Here is a 20,477-nt window from a genome sequence, read left to right as displayed (position 1 = left end):
ACGGCCGCGGCGCGAGGCGGTACGGTGGGGCGTGAAGGATGCGGCTACGCGGTCCGAGGAGGGAGCCACCGATGATTCTGCTCCGTCGCCTGTTGGGTGACGTGCTGCGTCGGCAGCGCCAGCGCCAGGGCCGTACTCTGCGCGAAGTCTCCTCGTCCGCCCGAGTCTCGCTCGGCTATCTCTCCGAGGTGGAGCGGGGGCAGAAGGAGGCTTCCTCCGAGCTGCTCTCCGCGATTTGCGACGCGCTTGACGTACGGATGTCCGAGCTCATGCGGGAAGTGAGCGACGAGCTCGCCCTCGCCGAGCTGGCCCAGTCCGCTGCGGCCACCCCCAGCGAGTCCGTGCCCACGCCGGTTCGTCCGATGCTGGGCTCCGTTTCGGTGACCGGTGTGCCACCGGAACGGGTGACGATCAAGGCGCCCGCCGAGGCGGTGGACGTCGTCGCCGCCTAGTGCTGCGGGCCTGCGCGATGCGCGGGCGCCGGTGAGGTGCGAAGAGCTAGGTGTGCAAGGCCCCGGCCGGGGCTTCTCCGGTGGATCCGGAGGAGTGCGGTCGGGGTTTTCGCATGCGCGGGGCCATGCGAAGAGGTTCCGGGGGCGGGCCTTCCGGCCGACGTGGCGCCGGGGCAGCGTTTGCCGGTCCCGGGGGCTGCGGTCATCGTGGAGGGACATGACGGGGATGAGCCGACGGAGGTGCGGATGTACGTCGTGAAGAGCCCGTTGTCCGACGCGGACCTGCAGACCGTGTCCGAGGCGCTGCAGGGCGCGCTCGTCGATCTGGTGGACCTCGCGCTGGTGGCGAAGCAGATCCACTGGAACGTGGTCGGGCCGCGCTTCCGTTCCGTGCACCTCCAGCTCGACGAGGTCGTCGGCACCGCGCGAGCGCACTCCGACACCGTGGCGGAGCGTGCCGCCGCCCTGGGCGTATCCCCGGACGGGCGGGCCGCGACGGTGGCCGTCGGCAGCGGGATCGGTGTGACCCCCGAGGGCTGGGTCGACGACGAGGCGGCGGTCGGGACGATCGTGGAGGCGCTGGGTGCGGTGATCGCACGCATGCGGGAGCGGATCGAGGCGACCGGAGAGCCGGACCCGGTGAGTCAGGACATCTTCATCCAGGTCACGGCGGACCTGGAGAAGCACCACTGGATGTTTCAGGCCGAGAACGGCTGAACCTCGTGCGCCCGGGGCGGATAGCGCGCTGGGGGGCCGTCCTGGGGGTGGCCGCGCTGTGGTGGTGGGCCGTGCTGCGGCTGGCGCTGGCGCCCGGCGCCGGGGTGCTGGAGGGGGCGGTCGCGGCCGGGGGCTGGGGATTGAGTCTGCTGCCGGTGCACTGTGTGCCGAAGGGGCGGGCGAAGGGCGCCCTGGGCGCGGGGCGGTGGCGGCAGGCCTGGGGGTGGGGCGGGGGTGATCGGGGCGGGAGTCATGGCGCCGTTGTCGGTTCGGACGCGGAATCCGCCCGCGAAGCTGACCCGTCATGAACGCCGACGCGGCCGGGGGCGGGCGCGGGACGGCCTGATCGACGTCCTCCGGTTCACCGGCGGACCCAGCGGTGACGTCCGGGCCATGAGTGATCCGGTGTGCGCGGTTCGGCCGCCGTCCTCGTTTCGGGCCGCCGGCTCGTCGAGGTTCGGTGTGCCGAGGTCCGCACACTGCACGGAGGCGCCCATCCCCCCGGCAGGATCGCCGTGGCGCGGTCGGTGCGTCGTAGGCGGTGACAGTCATGAGGTACGCCACGGCCGCAACTGTCGGGTCATCAATGGGTGGGGTGCGCTCGTCGGGGGCGAGCGGCGGCGGACGAGGCCGCCGGTGCCGGTGCCGGGCCGGGCTGGCAGTTCGGGCACCAGTACGTCGGGCGGTCGCGGGAACCGTCGCCCTGGTCGGCGACCCGGATCGACGTGGTGCAGCGCAGGCAGGGGCGGGGAGCACGGCCGTACACGAACAGGTCGGGAGCGCGGCGGCCGGTGGTGTTGCGGACCGGGCGGTCGCGGTTGGCCTCGAGGAGCCGCTTGGCGAGGGCGGGCAGCGCCGTGGCGCGCTCGGCCGGAAGGTCGCCGACGGGGAGCCAGGGGGTGACGCCGAGCAGGAAGCAGAGCTCGCTCTTGTACACATTGCCGATGCCGGCGAGGTTGCGCTGGTCGAGCAGGGCCTCGCCGAGGGCACGGGCGGGGTCCGCCAGGAGGCCGGCCAGCGCGCGCTCCGGGTCCCAGTCCGGGCCCAGCAGGTCGGGGCCGAGGTGTCCGACGACGCGCTCCTCGTCGGCGGTGCGCAGGAGCTCCAGGACCGGCAGGCGGTAGCCGACGGCGGTGCGGTCGGCGGTGCCGAGGATCACGCGGATCTGGTGGGCGGGGCCGCCGCTCCAGCGTCGGCCCGGTGCGAAGACCTTCCAGGAGCCGTCCATCCGCAGGTGCGAGTGCAGTGTCACGCCGCCCTCGATGCGGGTGAGGAGGTGCTTGCCGCGCGGGGTGACGTCGTGGACCGTACGGCCGGTGAGGTCCACCGTGGCGTACTGGGGGACGCGGAAGTCGCTGCGGGTCAGCACCTTGCCCGCGAGGGCGCCGTGCAGCCGCTGGGCGGCCTGCCAGACCGTGTCTCCTTCGGGCATGGCTCAAGGGTGGCACGGCGGGCGGGGTGTGCGCCGGAGCGGGCGGGGGCGGGTGCGGGCAGGAGCGGTGGCCGGATGTGGCAGGGGACGTCGGCGGTGCGGCGGAGGGCGAGGTGGGGTCAGGCTCGGAGGCGGAGGCCGCGCGGGGTGGCGATGAAGCCGGCTCCTTCCAGGAGGGCGCCGAACGGGGAGGTCAGTGCGGCCGAGCCGTTGACCCGTTCCACTGTGACCGTGCCGAGGGAACCGGCGCGGGCGGCCGCCGCCAGAGCCTCCGTGGCCGTGTGCAGGCGGGCGTCGTCGACGGCCGGCGCCTCCGGGTCGGACTGCCAGGCCAGCAGCGTCTTGCCGCCGCGCTCCATGTAGAGCGCCAGCTCCCCGTCGACGAGCACCACCAGGGACCCCGCCTTGCGGCCCGGCTTGTGACCGGCGCCGGTCGGGGGCTCGGGCCAGGGCAGGGCAGCACCGTAGGCGTTCGCCGGGTCGGCGGCGGCCAGGACGACGGCTCGGGAGGCGGGGCCGGCGGAGCGGGCGCGGCGGCCGCCGTGCGGACCCGGGGCGTACCCACCGCGTGCGTACGCGTCCCGGTCGCGGGCGCCGTGACCGTACGGGCCGTCGGGGACCCCGCCGCCGCGCGGGCCGCCGGCGCCCGGTGCGGCGAAGTCGGTGTCGAGGGCGGGGAAGGGGGCCGCGGCGTGCGGGTCGTAGGGGTTGTCCCGGTGGCCGGGGAGGTCGGGAAGGCCGCGATGGTGGTCGGGGCGGTCGTGGTCGTCGGTGGGCCAGGACCAGTCCTGGTCGTCGAGGCTGCCCGGGGTGCCGGTGTGGGGTCCTGAGCCGTAGGGCGAGCCGTTGGGGTGCGGGCCGCCGGGGGCGGGGGCCGGGCCGGCCGGGGTGTCGCCGCGCTCTCGGGCGTTCGCCACCGCGCGGAGGCGGTCCACGGCACCGTCCATCGCGAACTGCGCCGCACCCAGTCCCTCCACCACATAGCCGCGCCGGGCCTGTCCGCTCTCCTCGAAGACGGACAGGACGCGGTACGTCGCCGAGAAGCCGCCCTCGACGCCCTCCGCGGACACGGCACCGCGGGTCACCACTCCGTGCCGGTCGAGGAGCGTGCGGGCCAGGGCGTGGGCGCGCACGGTCGGGTCGCTCTCGCGGGCCGGGAGCAGCGACCAGCGGCCGGCGACGGTCGGGGGGCCGGAACGGGAGGCGGGGCGGGCGGCGGCCGTGAGCGAGCCGTAGCGCCCGCGCGGCACCGTGCGCTTGGCCCGGTGGGCCGTGGAGCCCGCGGTGCGGCCCGACCCGAGGAAGGAGCGCAGGGGCGCGAGCGTGTCGTTGGTCAGCCGCCCGGACCAGGCGAGGTCCCACACGGCGTCGGCCAGCTGCGGGTCCGTGACGTCCGGATGGGTGGTGGCGCGGACCTGGTCGGCGATCTGGCGGAAGAACAGGCCGTACCCGCCGGAGAGGGCGTCCAGGACGGACTGGTGCAGTGCCGTCGGCTCCAAGGGCTGCTCCGGCGGCTGGAGCAGCGGGGCCGCGTCCGCCAGGTAGAGCGAGACCCAGCCGTCCTTGCCGGGCAGCGATCCGGCGCCAGCCCACACCACCTCTCCCGCGGCGGTCAGCTCGTCGAGCATGGTGGGCGAGTAGTCGGCCACCCGGGACGGCAGGACCAGCTTCTCCAGGGCCGAGGCGGGGACGGACGCGCCCTGGAGCTGCTCGACGGCGCGGACCAGCCCGTCGATGCCGCGCAGTGCGTGTCCCTTGCCGACGTGCTGCCACTGCGGGAGGAACTGGGCGAGTGCGGCCGGTGGCACCGGTTCCAGTTCGTGCCGCAGCGCGGCCAGGGAACGGCGGCGCAGCCGGCGCAGTACGGCGGCGTCGCACCACTCCTGTCCGATCCCGGCCGGATGGAACTCGCCCTGGACGACCCGCCCGGCCGCCGACAGGCGGTGCAGGGCGCCGTCCGTTACCGCCACGCCCAGGCCGAAGCGGGCCGCGGCCGTGGCCGACGTGAAGGGGCCGTGGGTGCGGGCGTAGCGGGCGAGGAGGTCGCCCAGCGGGTCCTTGACCGGCTCGGTGAAGGCTTCCGGCACGCCCACCGGCAACGCCGTGCCCAGCGCGTCGCGCAGGCGGCCGGCGTCCTCGATCGCCGCCCAGTGGTCGGCGCCCGCGATGCGGACCTTGATCGCACGGCGGGCGGCGGCCAGTTCCGGCGCCCACTGCGGCTCCGCGCCGCGCTCGGCCAGCTCGGCGTCCGTGAGCGGGCCGAGCAGGCGCAGTACGTCCGCCACCCCCTCGGGGTCCTTGATCCGGCGGTCCTCGGTGAGCCACTGCAGCTCGCGCTCCAGCTCGACCAGCACCTCGGCGTCGAGCAGCTCGCGCAGCTCCGCCTGGCCGAGCAGCTCGGCCAGCAGCCGGGAGTCGAGGGACAGGGCAGCGGCACGGCGCTCGGCGAGCGGCGAGTCCCCCTCGTACAGGAACTGGGCGACGTAGCCGAACAGGAGGGAACGGGCGAACGGGGACGGCTCCGGCGTGGTGACCTCGACCATGCGCACCTTGCGGGACTCCAGGTCGCCCATCAGCTCGACGAGCCCGGGCACGTCGAAGACGTCCTGGAGGCATTCGCGGACCGCCTCCAGGACGATCGGGAACGAGCCGAACTCGCTCGCCACCTCCAGCAGCTGGGAAGCGCGCTGTCGCTGCTGCCACAGCGGGGTCCGCTTCCCCGGGTTGCGCCGGGGCAGCAGCAGCGCGCGGGCGGCGCACTCGCGGAAGCGGGCCGCGAACAGGGCCGAGCCGCCCACCTGGTCGGTGACGACCTGGTCGACCTCGCCCTTGTCGAAGACGACGTCGGCCGCGCCGACGGGGGCCTGGTCCGCGTCGTACTCCGTACCGGCCTTCGCCGGTTCCCGGTCCAGCAGGTCCAGGCCCATCAGGTCGGCGTCCGGCAGCCGCAGTACGATGCCGTCGTCGGCGTGCATGACCTGTGCGTCCATGGCGTACCGCTCGGACAGGCGGGCCCCCAGGGCGAGCGCCCAGGGAGCGTGCACCTGGGCGCCGAAGGGGGAGTGGACAACGACCCGCCAGTCGCCCAGCTCGTCCCGGAAGCGCTCCACGACGATGGTGCGGTCGTCGGGAATGTGCCCGCAGGACTCGCGCTGCTCGTCGAGGTAGGACAGGACGTTGTCCGCGGCCCAGGCGTCCAGACCGGCGGCGAGCAGGCGCAGCCGGGCGTCGTCCTTGGGCAGGGCACCGACCTCGCGCAGGAACGCACCGAGCGCGCGGCCCAGCTCCAGGGGGCGGCCCAGCTGGTCGCCCTTCCAGAACGGGAGCCTGCCCGGCACCCCCGGGGCGGGCGAGACCAGGACGCGGTCGCGCGTGATGTCCTCGATGCGCCAGGAGCTGGTGCCCAGCGTGAACACGTCGCCGACGCGGGACTCGTAGACCATCTCCTCGTCCAGCTCGCCGACCCGGCCGCCGCCCTTCTTCGGGTCGGCGCCGGCGAGGAACACCCCGAACAGGCCGCGGTCGGGGATCGTGCCGCCCGAGGTGACCGCCAGGCGCTGCGCGCCGGGGCGGCCGGTGACCGTGCCGGCCACCCGGTCCCACACCACGCGCGGGCGCAGCTCGGCGAAGGCGTCGGAGGGATAGCGGCCCGCCAGCATGTCCAGGACCGCCGTGAAGGCCGACTCCGGGAGGGAGGCGAACGGCGCCGCGCGGCGCACCACGGCCAGCAGGTCGTCGACCTGCCAGGTGTCCAGGGCGGTCATCGCGACGAGCTGCTGGGCCAGGACGTCCAGCGGGTTGGCGGGGATCCTCAGGGACTCGATGGCGCCGGTGCGCATCCGCTCGGTGACCACGGCCGCCTGGACCAGGTCACCGCGGTACTTCGGGAAGACCACGCCCGTGGAGACCGCACCGACCTGGTGTCCGGCGCGGCCGACCCGCTGGAGGCCGGAGGCCACGGAGGGCGGTGACTCGACCTGGACGACGAGGTCGACCGCGCCCATGTCGATGCCCAGCTCCAGGCTGGAGGTGGCGACGACGGCGGGGAGCCGCCCGGCCTTGAGGTCCTCCTCCACGAGGGCGCGCTGCTCCTTGGAGACGGAGCCGTGGTGGGCGCGGGCGATGACCGCGGGGGCGCCGTGGGCCGCGCCGGAGCCGCCCATGAGTTCGGCCGGGGAGTGGTGCTCGTCGAGGGGCTCGCCGGTGGCTCGTTCGTAGGCGATCTCGTTGAGCCGGTTGCAGAGGCGTTCCGCGAGGCGGCGGGAGTTCGCGAAGACGATCGTGGAGCGGTGGGACTGGACGAGGTCGGTGATCCGCTCCTCGACGTGCGGCCAGATCGAGGGGCGCTCCGCGCCGTCGTTGCCGTCCGCGACCGGGGAGCCGCCCAGTTCGCCCAGGTCCTCCACGGGGACGACGACGGAGAGGTCGAACTCCTTGCCCGAGGCCGGCTGGACGATCTCCACCCTGCGGCGCGGGGAGAGGAAGCGGGCGACCTCGTCGACCGGGCGGACGGTCGCGGAGAGGCCGATGCGGCGGGCGGGCCCGGGGAGCAGCTCGTCGAGCCGCTCCAGGGAGAGCGCCAGGTGGGCGCCGCGCTTGGTGCCGGCGACCGCGTGCACCTCGTCGAGGATCACCGTTTCCACGCCGGTCAGCGCGTCGCGCGTGGCCGACGTCAGCATCAGGAACAGGGACTCCGGGGTGGTGATCAGGATGTCCGGGGGGCGGGTGGACAGCGCCCGGCGCTCGGCGGCCGGGGTGTCGCCGGAGCGGATGCCGACCTTGACCTCCGGCTCGGGCAGGCCCAGGCGGACCGACTCCTGGCGGATGCCGGTCAGGGGGCTGCGGAGGTTGCGCTCGACGTCCACGGCGAGGGCCTTGAGGGGGGAGACGTAGAGGACGCGGCAGCGCTTCTTGGGGTCGGCGGGCGGGGGCGTGGAGGTCAGCTGGTCGAGGGCGGCGAGGAAGGCGGCCAGGGTCTTGCCGGAGCCGGTGGGGGCGACGACCAGGACGTCCGAGCCCTCGGCGATGGCCTGCCACGCGCCCGCCTGGGCGGCGGTGGGCGCGGAGAAGGCGCCCGTGAACCAGCCGCGGGTCGCGGGGGAGAAGCCGTCCAGGGCTCGGTGTGCGGAGCTGACCATGGATCCATCGTGCACCCCGGCACTGACAATCGGGGGCCGGCGGCCGTGCGTCGGGTGCGGCGCCGTGGGGGGTGCCTGCGGCACCGCCGCGGGTGGGTCCGGGCACGTGTGGTGGGTGCCGTGGGCGGCTGCGGGTGGCTGCCCCAGCCGCGCGGTCGCGGAGAATGGGGGCATGGGATCCGGGGAGGAGCGGGCGCGGCACTGGCGGTACGCCGGGCTGCCCGGCGTCGATCTGCTGCGTGCCCGGTACATACGGAAGTCGTTCGTGCGGCACACGCACGAGAACTTCGTCATCGCCGCCATCGCCGACGGGGTGGAGGTCTTCCGCCACGGTGGGGGAGACCAGTGCGCGGGGGCCGGGGCGCTCGCGCTGGTCAATCCGGACACCGCGCACACCGGGCGGGCGGGGGTGCCGGAGGGGTGGCGGTACGGGGCCGTCTATCCGTCGCCCGACGTGGTGGCGGGGATCGCCGCCGAGACCACGGCGCTGCGGGGTACGCCGGGGTTCGTCCGGCCCGTGCTCGATGATCCGTACACCGTCGAGCTGGTGCACCGGGTGCTGTGGGCCACCGACCAGGGCAATGCGCTCGCCGCCGACACCTTGCTCAGGGTCGTCGTGACGCGGTTGCTGCGGTTGAACGGCGGGTCGCTGCCGCGGCGGGAAGTGCGTTCGGCGGGGGCACGGATCGCGGCACGCGCGCGTGCCGTGCTGGAGGAGCGGATGGCCGGGCCGCCGAGCCTGGAGCGGCTGGCGAGTGAACTCGGGACCAGCCCGTTCGCGTTGGTGCGTGCCTTCCGGGATGCCTATGGGATGCCGCCCCACACCTGGCTGACCGACGCCCGGGTGCGGCGGGTGCGGCGCCTCCTGGACGCCGGGGTGTCGCCGGCCGAGGCGGCCCTCGCGGTGGGGTTCACGGACCAGCCGCATCTGAACCGGCACTTCACCCGGATCGTGGGCGTGCCTCCCGGGGCCTATCAGCGGGAGCGCAAGAACGTACAAGACGCGCGGCGGCCGCTGATCGTAGCGTCCGGGCCGTGGCAGAACAGACAGTAGTTCGGGATACAGAGGAGAAGCCGGATTCCGCCGTCGTGCGGGACGCGCTCGGCGTCGGCGTCGCCGTCGGGCTGTCCGGGTTCGCCTTCGGGGTGACCTCGGCGGGCAGCGGGCTCACGCTGCTGCAGACCTGTGCGCTGAGCCTTCTGGTGTTCACGGGGGCGTCGCAGTTCGCGCTCGTGGGGGCGCTGGCGGCCGGCGGGAACCCGTTCACGGCCGCCGCGGGCGCCTTCTTCCTGGGTGTGCGCAACGCCTTCTACGGGCTGCGGTTGTCGCAGTTGCTCGCGCTCCCGCGCGCGGTGCGGCCGTTCGCCGCCCAGTGGGTGATCGACGAGACGACGGCCGTGGCGCTGGCGCAGCCCACCCGGCGCGGTGCGCGGATCGGGTTCGCCGTCACGGGGCTGACGCTGTACGTGCTGTGGAACCTGACCACACTGCTGGGCGCGCTCGGCGCCGAGGCCGTCGGGGACACCGGCGCCTGGGGGCTCGACGCGGCCGGGCCGGCCGTCTTCCTGGCGCTGCTCGCGCCGATGCTGCGGAGCACCCTCGAGCGGCTGGCCGCCGGCCTCGCCGTGCTGCTGGGGCTTGGTCTGCTGCCCGTCCTGCCCGCCGGTGTGCCGGTCCTGGTGGCCGCGCTCGCCGCGCCCGTCGTGCTGTGGGCCGAGGGACGGCGGGGAAAGGAGGGGGCGCGGTGAACGTCTGGATCGCGATCGGCGTGACCGCGGTCGGCTGCTACGCCGTCAAGCTGGCGGGGCTGCTCGTGCCCGTGGAGGTCCTGGAAAAGCCCCTGGTCAAGCGGCTCGCCGCGCTGATGCCGGTGGCCCTTCTGGCCGCGCTCACGGCCCAGCAGACGTTCGCCGACGGGCAGGCGCTCGTGCTGGACGCGCGGGCCGCCGGGCTCGCCGCGGCGGCCGTGGCGCTGGCACTGCGCGCCCCGTTCCTGCTGGTCGTCGCGGCGGCCGTGGTGGTGACCGCGGGGGTGCGGGCCATGGGCGGATGAGGCTGCTCAGTTCAGGGGGCGGCCGTACGCCCTGAGGGTGCGCAGGGCTTCCAGGGTCACCATGGGGCGTGCTTCGAGGACCGGAGCGGGTGCCCACTGACGCCAGGTGACGGGCCAGCCGCCGTCCTCCTGCTGCCCGGCCGCCAGGTGGTCCAGCGAGCGTGCCATCTCGTCGTCCGTGAACCACGCGCGCGCGAGGGAGTCCGGGGTGCTCGCGTAGTCGTGCGGGAAGTGGTGCTCGCCCGGGGCGTAGCCGGGCGGGACCGGGTACGCGGCCAGGTCGTCGGGGTCCAGCACCACCAGGCGCTGCTCGCGCACCAGCCGGCCCAGGCGGTCGGCCGCCGCCTGGGCGCGTGAGCGGTCGGGGGCCGAGTCGAGGAAGGACACGGCGGCCCGGACCTCGTACGGGTGGGAGGTCCGCAGCGATTCGACCGCCTGCCAGCAGAAGTCGGTGGCCCGGAACAGCCAGGCGTCCCACACCTCGTTGCGGTGCAGCAGGCCGACCACCGGGCCGGTGGCCAGGAGCGCGCCGGGCGGGTCGTCGACGATCGGCACGAAGGGGTCGGCCGGGTGGCCGCGCCGGCGGGGACGGACCGCCGGCAGGGCGCCTTCGGGCGTGGAGACGGTCGTCAGGTAGCGGCACACGCGCTCCACACGCTGCCCGCCGCAGCGGCCCACGGCGTCCAGGACGCGCAGGGCGTGCGCGGTGTGCGGCGGCCGGCTGACCGGGCCGCGCAGATCGGGCTCCAGGGCGTGGCCGTACCCGCCGTCCCGGTTGCGGTAGGCGTCCAGCGCGGTTTCCACCGGGTCGGCGCCCCCGTCCCGGAAGTGGTGGGCGAAGAGACGCTGCTCCAGCACGCGCGCGGTGAGCCACACGAACTGCTCGGCGCGTGCCAGCGGGGAGTGCGCAGCGGGCGTCGCGGGGAGTGGGGAAGCTCCGGTTTCGGCCATGCGTCAGACCGTAGGGCGGAAAGCGGTCCCGGCAGGTGGTACCGGGCGAGGCCCACCCTCAGGGGCGGGATACTGGTGTCATGCGGTTGACGGTCTTCTGGCAGCGGATGGCGGACCACTTCGGTCCGGGCTACGCCGACTCCTTCGCGCGCGATCACGTGATGTCGGAGCTGGGCGGGCGTACGGTGCACGAGGCCCTGGCCGCCGGATGGGACGCCAAGGACGTATGGCGTGTGGTCTGCGCCGTCATGAACGTGCCGCAGGAACGGCGCTGACGGATCGCGGAGACCCCGGGGTGGCGTCCGGTTGCCGGTGCCGTGGGCGAGACTGGGTTCGTGGCACCCACTGAGGAGACCGGGCAGGCAGGCCCGCAGGCATCCCCGTCCGGACCGACGCCGCCCGCCCGGCCCCCCGCCGCGGGCACCACCGGGCCGAACGGGCGCATGCCGCGCTGGCTGCCGCGCGCCATGGTGCTCGCCCTCTCGCTCTACGCCGTGTTCCAGCTGGGTAGCTGGGCCTTCCACCAGCTCACCGGCCTGCTGATCAACATCCTCATCGCGTTCTTCCTGGCCCTGGCCGTCGAGCCCGCGGTGAGCTGGATGGCGGCCCGCGGTATGCGCAGGGGGCTGGCCACCGCGCTGGTCTTCCTCGCCGTGACGGCCGCCGCGGCGGGCTTCGTCACGCTGCTCGGGTCCATGCTCGCCGGCCAGATCGTCAAGATGGTCGAGGACTTCCCGCAGTACCTCGACTCCGTCATCAACTGGATCAACACCCACTTCCACACCGAGCTGAGACGGGTCGACATCCAGGAGGGCCTGCTCCGCTCCGACTGGCTCCGCAACTACGTGCAGAACAGCGCGAGCGGCGTCCTGGACGTGTCCGCCCAGGTGCTCGGGGGGCTCTTCCAGATGCTGACGATCCTGCTGTTCTCCTTCTACTTCGCCGCGGACGGACCCCGGCTGCGGCGCGCGCTCTGCTCGGTCCTGCCGCCCGCCCGGCAGGCCGAGGTGCTGCGCGCGTGGGAGATCGCCGTGAACAAGACCGGCGGGTACCTGTACTCGCGCGGCCTGATGGCGCTGATCTCCGGCATGGCGCACTACATCCTGCTGGAGATCCTTCAGGTGCCCTACGCACCGGCGCTCGCCGTGTGGGTGGGTCTGGTGTCGCAGTTCATCCCCACCATCGGCACCTATCTCGCGGGCGCCCTGCCGATGCTGATCGCCTTCACCGTCGACCCCTGGTACGCGCTGTGGGTACTGGGTTTCGTGGTGGTCTACCAGCAGTTCGAGAACTACGTGCTGCAGCCCAAGCTGACGTCCAAGACCGTGGACATCCACCCGGCGGTCGCCTTCGGCTCGGTCGTCGCGGGCACCGCCCTGCTCGGCGCCGTCGGCGCGCTCATCGCCATCCCCGCGGTCGCCACCCTGCAGGCGTTCCTGGGGGCGTACGTCAAGCGGTACGACGTGACGGACGACCCGCGGGTCCACGGGCACCGCGACCGCGGGGTGAGGCCCGGCTCGTTCACGTCGTTCGCGCGCGTGCGCGGTACGTGGACACGGCGGCCGGAGGAGGCAGGGCGGCCGCAGGAGGTCCGGCGGCCCGGTGATTCGGGGCCGCCCGGGGGGTCTTCGGCGGGCTCCTCCTGAGCCCGGCCCTGGCGCGGGGCGACGACGCCGGTCCGGGCCCCGCCGGGCCCGGACGTACCCTCGGAAGTGCCGCGTGGTGCGCTTGACACGAAAATCGAACATCCATTCTTATGGAGGCTCCGGCGAGGCTCACGACGGGGTGATTCGACTGGTTCTGGGCGGATATCAGCCCCAGTTGTCCACAGGCCGGACCCGCGTCGGGGCGCATTGTCAGTGGCAGGCGTTAGCGTCTTTGACGTGAAGCGATCGACTCAAGCAAATCGGGTGGAACCCATGGCAGGAACCGACCGCGAGAAGGCCCTGGATGCCGCTCTCGCACAGATTGAACGGCAATTCGGCAAGGGCGCGGTCATGCGCATGGGCGACCGGTCGAAGGAGCCGATCGAGGTCATCTCGACCGGGTCGACCGCGCTCGACGTGGCGCTCGGCGTCGGCGGCCTCCCGCGCGGCCGTGTCGTGGAGATCTACGGCCCCGAGTCCTCGGGCAAGACGACCCTGACCCTGCACGCGGTGGCGAACGCGCAGAAGGCCGGCGGCCAGGTCGCGTTCGTGGACGCGGAGCACGCCCTCGACCCCGAGTACGCGAAGAAGCTCGGCGTCGACATCGACAACCTCATCCTTTCCCAGCCGGACAACGGCGAGCAGGCCCTGGAGATCGTGGACATGTTGGTCCGCTCCGGCGCCCTCGACCTCATCGTCATCGACTCCGTCGCCGCGCTCGTCCCGCGCGCGGAGATCGAGGGCGAGATGGGCGACAGCCACGTCGGTCTGCAGGCCCGGCTGATGAGCCAGGCCCTGCGGAAGATCACCAGCGCGCTCAACCAGTCCAAGACCACCGCGATCTTCATCAACCAGCTCCGCGAGAAGATCGGCGTGATGTTCGGCTCCCCGGAGACCACGACCGGTGGCCGGGCGCTGAAGTTCTACGCCTCCGTGCGCATCGACATCCGTCGCATCGAGACCCTGAAGGACGGCACCGAGGCGGTCGGCAACCGCACCCGCTGCAAGGTCGTCAAGAACAAGGTCGCGCCGCCCTTCAAGCAGGCCGAGTTCGACATCCTCTACGGCCAGGGCATCAGCCGTGAGGGCGGTCTGATCGACATGGGCGTGGAGCACGGCTTCGTCCGCAAGGCCGGCGCCTGGTACACGTACGAGGGCGACCAGCTCGGCCAGGGCAAGGAGAACGCCCGCAACTTCCTGAAGGACAACCCCGACCTCGCCAACGAGATCGAGAAGAAGATCAAGGAGAAGCTGGGCGTCGGCGTGCGTCCCGAGGAGCCGGCCGCCGAGCCGGGCACGGACGCCGCTGTCTCCGCCGTCGACGCCGCCGCGACGGTGCCGGCCCCCGCGCCCGTGAAGGCCGGCAAGTCCAAGGCCGCCGCAGCCAAGAGCTGACCCGTGACACGACGAACCGACTGGGCCGAGTACGCCTACCTGGACGCCGCCGCGCGCGAGCCGCGGCGGGACGGGCCGGGTGGCGCGAGCCTCGCCGGGGCGGGTGGCGACGGATACGGCGAGGACCCGGCGGCCCCGGACGGCGGCGGCACGGACAGCACCTGCGGGACGCCGTACGCCCCGGACGGGGACGTGGCCTACGGCGTCGGTGCGGACGGTGACGACGGGGCACGCCGTGACGGCGGCAGACCCCGTGGCAGGGGCGGCTCGCGTGGGCGCCGCGGACGTGACCGCGGCCGGCCGCCCGGTGAGGACGGAGGGACCACTTCCTCGTCGAGGGCCGAGAAGGGGGAACCTCCGCGGGACCCGGTCGAGCAGGCACGGGCGATCTGCCTGCGCCTGCTCACCGGGACCCCACGCACGCGGAAACAGCTCGCCGACGCCCTGCGCAAGCGGCAGATCCCGGACGATGCCGCAGAGGAGGTGCTGTCCCGCTTCGAGGAGGTCGGTCTGATCAACGACAGCGCCTTCGCGGACGCGTGGGTGGAGTCCCGGCACCATGGCCGCGGGCTGGGACGACGGGCGCTCGTCCAGGAGCTGCGGACCAAGGGCGTCGACTCCGCCCTCATCGACGCGGCGGTCTCCCAGCTCGACTCCGAGCAGGAGGAGGCGACCGCGCGCGAGCTCGTCGCCCGGAAGCTGCGCACCACCCGTGGCCTCGACCGCGACAAGCGCCTGCGCCGCCTCGCGGGCATGCTGGCCCGCAAGGGCTACTCCGAGGGCATGGCCCTGCGGGTGGTCCGGCAGGCGCTGGAGGAAGAGGGTGAGGACACGGACCACCTCGACGGCGGGATCTGAGGCGGACTCGCGGAGCGCCGCCCCGGCGCGCGACAGCCACGCGCGGTGCCCATGGGTGCTCAACGCCCCCTACGCGCGTCCGGCGTCCACGCGTCCCCGGAGCCCATCCGTGTCCGGCGTCCACGCGGCTCGACGCCGACGCGCGCCCGGCACCCATGCGTCTTGGCGCCATGCATGCTCGGCACCCACACGCGCCCGGTACTCATGCACGCCTGGCATCCACCCGTGCCTTGGCATCCACGCGTGCCCGGCATCCACCCGTGCCCGGTGTCGTTACGGCACGCCCTGCACCACCGGCAGCCCTGCCGTCCGCCATGCCTGGAAGCCACCGGTCAGGTCGGTGGCCCGGTACAGGCCCAGCCGGTGCAGGGACTCCGCCGCCAGGCTGGAGGCGTAGCCCTCGTTGCAGATCACGACGATCCTCAGGTCGTGGCCGGTGGCCTCGGGGACCCGGTGGCTGCCCTGCGGATCCAGCCGCCACTCCAACTCGTTGCGCTCGATCACCAGTGCGCCCGGGATGAGACCGTCCCGCTCGCGCAGCGCGGCGTACCGGATGTCCACCAGGAGGGCCGCGCCCGCCCGCGCGGCCTCGTACGCGGCCCGTACGTCGATCCGTTCGTAGCCCCGGCGCACCCGCTCCAGCAACGCGTCGATGCCGGTCGGCTCGTTCACTGCCAGTCCTCCGGCCGCTCGACCTGCTCCAGGCGCAGCACCTGCCCGCTGCGGCTGTAACGGCGGATGCGCGGCAGAGGCGGATAGTAGGCGTGCACGGAGACGGCGTGCCGGTCGGCGGACTCGTTGAACACCTCGTGCACATGGTGCCGGCCGAAGGCCCGCCCCCGCCCGGCCGGCAACCGGCGTTCCCGGTCCACACCGTCGGTGAGCTCCAGCGTCCGCCAGCCGTCGGTGGGCAGCCGGGCGGCGAGTGAGTACTCCGTCAGCTCGCCCGCGGCGGTGACGAAGGCGCCCACGGAGTCGGCGTGGTCGTGCCAACCCGTGCCCGTACGGGGCGGCCAGCCGATCAGCCAGGCCTCGCTCCCCCCGGGCCCGTCCAGCCGTACCCAGGTCCGGCCCTGCGAGTCGAGCGGGAGCGAGGCGACGAGGGCGGTGTCGGCGGCCGTGCGGCGCGCGAAGTCGAGGAGTTGGGCCTGCGTCGGAGCGGACCCGGCTGGGGCAGGGGCCGGTGCAGGGGACGAGGAACGGGCGAAGGAGGAAACAGACACGGGTACCGTCCTGGAGAAGCGTTCGCCAGAGCGCGCGAAGGATGCGAGAAGGCGCAGAAATGCCGGACGCGGCGCGCGAAGAAGAAGGTGATGCGAATTCAGCAGGACGGACGACACTTGCAGCCCGCGTAGCGGACGAGGTCCATATGGACCCTCCGCCACAGGCGCACGTCGGTGTCGGTCACGCTCCGGAGTACACCATGAGGGTGCGCACCGGTCAACTCACCGTCACCATGCGGACGGCACGGTGACGGTGCGTCGTCTCGCCGGCGGGTCAGCGAGAGCCCGCGGAGGCCTTGGCCCCGGCCTCGGCCGTCGCCTTCTCCGGACCGCCCAGCGCCGCCTCGGCCGCCGCGTACAGGTCGGCCGGGCGGACCCCGCCGAGCGCCGTGACCAGGTGGCCGTCGGGCCGCACCAGCAGCACGGTGTGGGCGGCGGCGCCCGGATAGCTCTCGGCGACCAGCAGTTCGGCCCGGTACGGCAGCGCGGTCACCGCAGCCGCCAGCCGCGGCATGATGCCGGCGCTCACCCAGTGCTTGCGCTCCCACACACCCGTGCCCGGAGCGATCAGCACCACCAGCAGCGCCCCGCGCCCGAACCGGTCGCGCAGCCGGACGAACGTGCCGTCCTCCGCCGTGACCCGCACATCGGTGACCGGGGCACCGGGCGGCGTGGCGACGGGTACCTCACCGTCGAGGGGCGGTGGCGCGAGCGGTGAATCGGTGTACCCCGCCGGCGCACCCAATGCCCCGCGCCCCAGGTGACCGTCCGTCAGCAGCACGTCGTGGCCGCGGGAGGAGCCGGGGACGTACGAGCGCAGGCCCCCGCCGCCGCGCAGCAGCGGCAGTACCTGGTCGGCGGCGCGCAGCCGGCCGGCGACCGCCGCGCGCCGTTCCGCCTGGTAGCTGTCGAGCAGCGCATCGCGCGGCCCCTGGTGCCAGGCGAGCGCCAGCTTCCAGGCGAGGTTGTCGGCGTCCCGCAGCCCCTCGTCGAGCCCCTGTGAGCCCAGTGCGCCCAGCAGGTGCGCCGCGTCCCCGGCGAGGAAGACGCGGCCCACGCGCCAGCGGCGGGCCAGCCGGTGGTGGACGGTGTGCACGCCGGTGTCGAGCAGCTCGTACGACGGTGTCTCCCCGCCGGTCCAGCCGGCCAGGGTCTCCCGGATCCGGGTCACCAGCAGTTCCGGGGTGACCAGGTCCTTGCCCGGCGGCAGCAGCCAGTCCAGTCGCCACACCCCGTCGGGCAACGGGCGTCCGGTGATCTCCCCGGCCGACGGGCCCGACGTCCGCCACGGCGGCGAACGGTGCAGCAGCGCCTCGTCGGTCCAGGGCAGTTCGGTGCGCAGCGCGGCGACCGCGTGCCGTTCCACCGCCGTACGGCCGGGGAAGCGGATGTCCTGGAGCTTGCGCACGGTCGAGCGGGGGCCGTCGCAGCCGACCAGGTAACTGCCGCGCCACCAGGTGCCCTCCGGGCCGCGGGTGTGGGCGGTCACTCCCGTGGGTTCCTGCTCGATGGTGTCCAGACGGCTGTTCGTGGCCACTTCCACGAGTGGTTCGTGGGCGAGGGCCTCGCGCAGCGCGCCGGTCAGTACATGCTGGGTGATGTGCAGGGGGCCGGGCTCGGCGTCGAAGACGATCTCGCGCATCACCTGCCTGCGCCGCATCGACCGCCATCCGGCCCAACGGAACCCCGCCGCCGTCAGGGACCGGCCGGAGAGACGTTCCAGCAGGGCGACGGTGTCCTCGGGCAGGACGACGGTACGTGCGGGACGGGGTTCGTCCTTGCCCGGTCCCTCGTCCAGAACGACGCAGGGCACCTCCTGACGTGCCAGCGCCAGGGCGAGCGTGAGCCCGACGGGCCCCGCTCCGACGACGATCACCGGGTCCACGACGCGGCGCCCCCTGCCTGCGGTCGCGTCCCGGGGGACGTAGGTGAACAGGAAGTTGGAGCGGGGTGCACGATCACAGAACGTATGCAACCCATTGCCGGTGCTTGCGTCAAGTGACGAAGGCAGTGGCGATCATGCCACTGCCTTCGTGATGGTCGTACGAGTTGACTGCGGGTCAGGCTCCGGTGGTGGCTCCGGCGTTCGGCTGGTTGTCGTCCGCCGTCAGTACCGCGCCGCTCGACTTCTTGGCCCGCCGGAGCCGGCGCTCCAGCCAGCTCGCGAAGCTGGTGAGCGCGAAGTTGAGCGCGATGAAGATCACGGCCACCACGGTGAAGCTGGCGATGACGTTGGCACCGTAGAAGGCGCTCATCGTGTTACCCGCGGACAACAGCTCGGAGAAGGTCAGGACGGCACCGCCGAGGGCGGTGTCCTTCACGATGACGACGAGCTGGCTGACGATGGCCGGCAGCATGGCGGTGACCGCCTGGGGCAGCATGATCGACCGCATCGCCTGACCCTTGCGCAGGCCGATCGCCATGGCCGCCTCGGACTGGCCCTTGGGGAGGGCCAGGATGCCGGCCTTGACGATCTCGGCGAGCACGGAGGCGTTGTACAGCACCAGGCCGGTGACGACCGCGTACATCGGACGGACGTCGGAGCTGACCGGGAGGTACTCGGAGAACAGCGCCATACCGAAGATCATCAGGACCAGCACCGGGATGGCCCGGAAGAACTCGACCACGGCGCCGGCCGGGACACGGATCCAGGCGTGGTCCGACAGTCGCGCGATGCCGAAGACGGCGCCGAGCGGCATTGCGATGATCACCGCGAGCGCGGCGGCCTTCAGGGTGTCCTGCAGACCGGGCCAGATGTACGTCGACCAGGGCTCGCTGCTGGTGAAGAACATCTCCCACTTCGCCCACTCGAGCTGGCCCTTGTCGTACAGGGTGCCGATCACCCACCACAGCAGGGCCGCGAGGGCGACGAAGAAGACCACCGTGAGGACGATGTTGCGCCGCTTGGCGCGGGGGCCCTGGGCGTCGTAGAGAACGGAGCTCATCGCTTCACCGCCACCTTCTTGCCCACCCAGCCGAGGATCAGGCCGGTCGGCAGCGTCAGAACCACGAAACCGAACGCGATGATCGCGGAGATCAGCAGCAGCTGTGCCTCGTTCTCGATCATCTCCTTCATCACCAGCGCCGCCTCCGTGACACCGATGGCGGCGGCCACCGTGGTGTTCTTGATCAGCGCGATCAGGACGTTGGCGAGCGGGCCGACGGACGAGCGGAACGCCTGCGGCAGCACCACGAGCCCCAGGACCTGGCGGAAACTCAGGCCGATCGCACGGGCCGCCTCCGCCTGGCCGACCGGCACCGTGTTGATGCCGGAGCGCAGGGCCTCGCACACGAAGGCCGAGGTGTAGAGGATCAGGCCGAGGACGGCGAGCCGGAAGTTGATCGTCTCGAAGTCGTCCGCGCCGAGGGAGACGCCCAGCGTCTGGTTCAGGCCGAGTGACGTGAACAGAATGATGACGGTCAGCGGGATGTTCCGCACGATGTTCACGTACGCGGTCCCGAAGCCGCGCATCAGCGGCACCGGGCCGACGCGCATGGCGGCCAGCAGGGTGCCCCAGATCAGGGAGCCGACGGCGGAGAGCACAGCGAGCTGCACCGTCGTCCAGAAGGCCCCCAGCAGGTCGTAATCTTCAAGAAAGTCGAACACGATCTCCCGCGCTTCCGCGTGTAGGGATGCCCGCCCCGGTGCGCCGCCCCGGATCCGGGACGGCGCACCCTGTCAGGCGTTGCCTCAGCTCTTGACGTCGCCGATCTTCGGCGCGGGCTCGTTCTTGTAGTTGGCGGGGCCGAGGTTCTCGTCCACGGCCTTCTGCCAGGAGCCGTCGGCGACCATGGCCTCCAGCGCGTCGTTGATCTTGGCCTTGAGGTCGCTGCCGTTCTTGACGCCGATGCCGTAGTTCTCGTTGGTCATCTTGAAGCCGCCGAGCTTGAACTTGCCCTTGAACTGCTCCTGGGCGGCGTAACCGGCGAGAATCGAGTCGTCGGTGGTCAGCGCGTCGATGGCGCCGTTCTGCAGGCCGGACAGGCAGGCCGAGTACGTCGGGTAGTTCTGCAGGTCCGCCTGGAGGTCGAGCTTGTCGTTGACGTTCTGCGCCGAGGTGGAGCCGGTCACCGAGCAGAGCTTCTTGCCCTTGAGGTCCTTCGGGTCCTTGATGGAGTCGTCGTCGGACCGGATCAGCACGTCCTGGTGGGCGAGCAGGTACGGGCCGGCGAAGTCGACCTTCTCCTCGCGCTCCGGGGTGATCGAGTAGGTCGCGGCGATGAAGTCGACGTCACCGCGCTGGAGCATGGTCTCGCGGTCGGCGCTCTTCGACTCCTTCCACTCGATCTGGTCCTCGCTGTAGCCGAGCTTCTTCGCGACGTACGTGGCGACGTCCACGTCGAAGCCCTCGTAGCCCTGCGGGGTCTTCTGGCCGAGGCCCGGCTGGTCGAACTTGATGCCGATGCTGATCTTCTTGTCGTCGCCGCCGGAGGAGCCGCTGTCCTTGCCGTCGTCGGAGCCGCACGCGGTGGCGGTCAGGGCGAGGGCGAACACGGTGGCCGAGGCGGCGGTGACCTTGCGGAGCTTCATGGTGAACATCCTTTGGCTGTGATCGGACGGGCGAGCCGTCAGAACGGGCAGAGACCGTCAGGCGGGAGACGCGGGCCGTC

Annotated in this window: 20 protein-coding genes; 10 read left to right on the top strand and 10 right to left on the bottom strand. The window is 72.9% G+C overall.

The genetic code is table 11. From position 1 onward, the window contains the following. The first annotated feature begins 71 nt into the window (after positions 1-71). The 3 genes from ACLGIH_RS08585 to ACLGIH_RS08575 all read left to right on the top strand — a co-directional run bounded on the left by ACLGIH_RS08585 (position 72) and on the right by ACLGIH_RS08575 (position 1,477). Positions 72-452: a helix-turn-helix domain-containing protein gene (locus ACLGIH_RS08585; RefSeq protein ID WP_030825954.1), complete on the top strand. Its 381-nt coding sequence runs from the start codon at positions 72-74 to the stop codon at positions 450-452. Between the two features lie 246 nt (positions 453-698). Continuing rightward, complete coding sequence (locus ACLGIH_RS08580; RefSeq protein WP_416524636.1) at positions 699-1,169, top strand: Dps family protein; 471 nt, start codon at positions 699-701, stop codon at positions 1,167-1,169. A 5-nt stretch (positions 1,170-1,174) separates the two neighbouring features. Further along, complete coding sequence (locus tag ACLGIH_RS08575) at positions 1,175-1,477, top strand: hypothetical protein (RefSeq protein ID WP_416524635.1); 303 nt, start codon at positions 1,175-1,177, stop codon at positions 1,475-1,477. 275 nt (positions 1,478-1,752) lie between these two features. Here the strand turns inward: ACLGIH_RS08575 and ACLGIH_RS08570 are convergent, their stop codons facing one another. Together ACLGIH_RS08570 and ACLGIH_RS08565 are read right to left on the bottom strand one after the other, a co-directional pair. Further along, positions 1,753-2,601 carry an Fpg/Nei family DNA glycosylase gene (locus tag ACLGIH_RS08570; RefSeq protein ID WP_416524634.1) on the bottom strand — a complete coding sequence of 283 codons (849 nt, stop codon included), beginning with the start codon at positions 2,599-2,601 and terminating at the stop codon, positions 1,753-1,755. Between the two features lie 119 nt (positions 2,602-2,720). Beyond that, positions 2,721-7,739 carry an ATP-dependent helicase gene (locus ACLGIH_RS08565; protein WP_416524633.1) on the bottom strand — a complete coding sequence of 1,673 codons (5,019 nt, stop codon included), beginning with the start codon at positions 7,737-7,739 and terminating at the stop codon, positions 2,721-2,723. A 172-nt stretch (positions 7,740-7,911) separates the two neighbouring features. On the opposite strand from ACLGIH_RS08565, the gene ACLGIH_RS08560 reads away from it, so the two are divergent. The 3 genes from ACLGIH_RS08560 to ACLGIH_RS08550 are packed head-to-tail and all read left to right on the top strand — an operon-like array spanning position 7,912 to position 9,793. Then, the gene (locus ACLGIH_RS08560; protein WP_416524632.1) at positions 7,912-8,793 is read left to right on the top strand and encodes an AraC family transcriptional regulator; all 882 of its coding nucleotides are present in this window, start codon (positions 7,912-7,914) and stop codon (positions 8,791-8,793) included. Beyond that, positions 8,775-9,488, top strand: a complete 714-nt coding sequence (locus ACLGIH_RS08555; RefSeq protein ID WP_416524631.1) for an AzlC family ABC transporter permease — start codon at positions 8,775-8,777, stop codon at positions 9,486-9,488. The genes ACLGIH_RS08560 and ACLGIH_RS08555 overlap by 19 nt, the downstream gene beginning before the upstream one ends. Next, positions 9,485-9,793 carry an AzlD domain-containing protein gene (locus tag ACLGIH_RS08550; RefSeq protein ID WP_416524630.1) on the top strand — a complete coding sequence of 103 codons (309 nt, stop codon included), beginning with the start codon at positions 9,485-9,487 and terminating at the stop codon, positions 9,791-9,793. Before ACLGIH_RS08555 ends, ACLGIH_RS08550 begins: the two co-directional genes overlap by 4 nt. Before the next feature lie 6 nt (positions 9,794-9,799). Here ACLGIH_RS08550 and ACLGIH_RS08545 read toward each other — a convergent pair whose 3' ends face one another. Continuing rightward, positions 9,800-10,744: a hypothetical protein gene (locus tag ACLGIH_RS08545; RefSeq protein WP_416524629.1), complete on the bottom strand. Its 945-nt coding sequence runs from the start codon at positions 10,742-10,744 to the stop codon at positions 9,800-9,802. 80 nt (positions 10,745-10,824) lie between these two features. On the opposite strand from ACLGIH_RS08545, the gene ACLGIH_RS08540 reads away from it, so the two are divergent. From ACLGIH_RS08540 to recX, 4 genes are all read left to right on the top strand, one after another. After that, the gene (locus tag ACLGIH_RS08540; protein WP_416524628.1) at positions 10,825-11,019 is read left to right on the top strand and encodes a DUF3046 domain-containing protein; all 195 of its coding nucleotides are present in this window, start codon (positions 10,825-10,827) and stop codon (positions 11,017-11,019) included. A 60-nt stretch (positions 11,020-11,079) separates the two neighbouring features. Then, complete coding sequence (locus tag ACLGIH_RS08535; RefSeq protein WP_416524627.1) at positions 11,080-12,390, top strand: AI-2E family transporter; 1,311 nt, start codon at positions 11,080-11,082, stop codon at positions 12,388-12,390. 273 nt (positions 12,391-12,663) lie between these two features. Beyond that, positions 12,664-13,785, top strand: coding sequence for a recombinase RecA (recA, locus tag ACLGIH_RS08530; protein WP_416524626.1), 1,122 nt, complete (start codon positions 12,664-12,666; stop codon positions 13,783-13,785). Positions 13,786-13,788: 3 nt separating this feature from the next. Continuing rightward, positions 13,789-14,643, top strand: a complete 855-nt coding sequence (recX, locus tag ACLGIH_RS08525) for a recombination regulator RecX (RefSeq protein WP_416524625.1) — start codon at positions 13,789-13,791, stop codon at positions 14,641-14,643. 273 nt (positions 14,644-14,916) lie between these two features. Here recX and ACLGIH_RS08520 read toward each other — a convergent pair whose 3' ends face one another. From ACLGIH_RS08520 to ACLGIH_RS08490, 7 genes are all read right to left on the bottom strand, one after another. Next, entirely contained in the window at positions 14,917-15,321 is a 405-nt protein-coding gene (locus ACLGIH_RS08520; RefSeq protein ID WP_416529319.1) for a rhodanese-like domain-containing protein, read from the bottom strand. Then, positions 15,312-15,866 carry a cupin domain-containing protein gene (locus tag ACLGIH_RS08515; protein ID WP_416524624.1) on the bottom strand — a complete coding sequence of 185 codons (555 nt, stop codon included), beginning with the start codon at positions 15,864-15,866 and terminating at the stop codon, positions 15,312-15,314. Before ACLGIH_RS08515 ends, ACLGIH_RS08520 begins: the two co-directional genes overlap by 10 nt. Before the next feature lie 98 nt (positions 15,867-15,964). After that, complete coding sequence (locus ACLGIH_RS08510) at positions 15,965-16,036, bottom strand: putative leader peptide (RefSeq protein ID WP_416529318.1); 72 nt, start codon at positions 16,034-16,036, stop codon at positions 15,965-15,967. A gap of 104 nt (positions 16,037-16,140) precedes the next feature. Continuing rightward, positions 16,141-17,751 carry an FAD-dependent monooxygenase gene (locus ACLGIH_RS08505; protein WP_416529317.1) on the bottom strand — a complete coding sequence of 537 codons (1,611 nt, stop codon included), beginning with the start codon at positions 17,749-17,751 and terminating at the stop codon, positions 16,141-16,143. Between the two features lie 175 nt (positions 17,752-17,926). Next, complete coding sequence (locus tag ACLGIH_RS08500; RefSeq protein ID WP_416524623.1) at positions 17,927-18,811, bottom strand: amino acid ABC transporter permease; 885 nt, start codon at positions 18,809-18,811, stop codon at positions 17,927-17,929. Then, entirely contained in the window at positions 18,808-19,473 is a 666-nt protein-coding gene (locus ACLGIH_RS08495) for an amino acid ABC transporter permease (protein ID WP_416524622.1), read from the bottom strand. The genes ACLGIH_RS08500 and ACLGIH_RS08495 overlap by 4 nt, the downstream gene beginning before the upstream one ends. An 84-nt stretch (positions 19,474-19,557) precedes the next feature. Further along, on the bottom strand, positions 19,558-20,397 hold the full coding sequence (locus ACLGIH_RS08490) for a glutamate ABC transporter substrate-binding protein (RefSeq protein ID WP_416524621.1): 840 nt from the start codon (positions 20,395-20,397) through the stop codon (positions 19,558-19,560). Between the last annotated feature and the right edge of the window lie 80 nt (positions 20,398-20,477).

It is taken from the genome of Streptomyces hamibioticus, from assembly GCF_047946815.1.
GTDB lineage: Bacteria > Actinomycetota > Actinomycetes > Streptomycetales > Streptomycetaceae > Streptomyces.
This window is presented reverse-complemented; position numbering and strand designations above follow the sequence as displayed.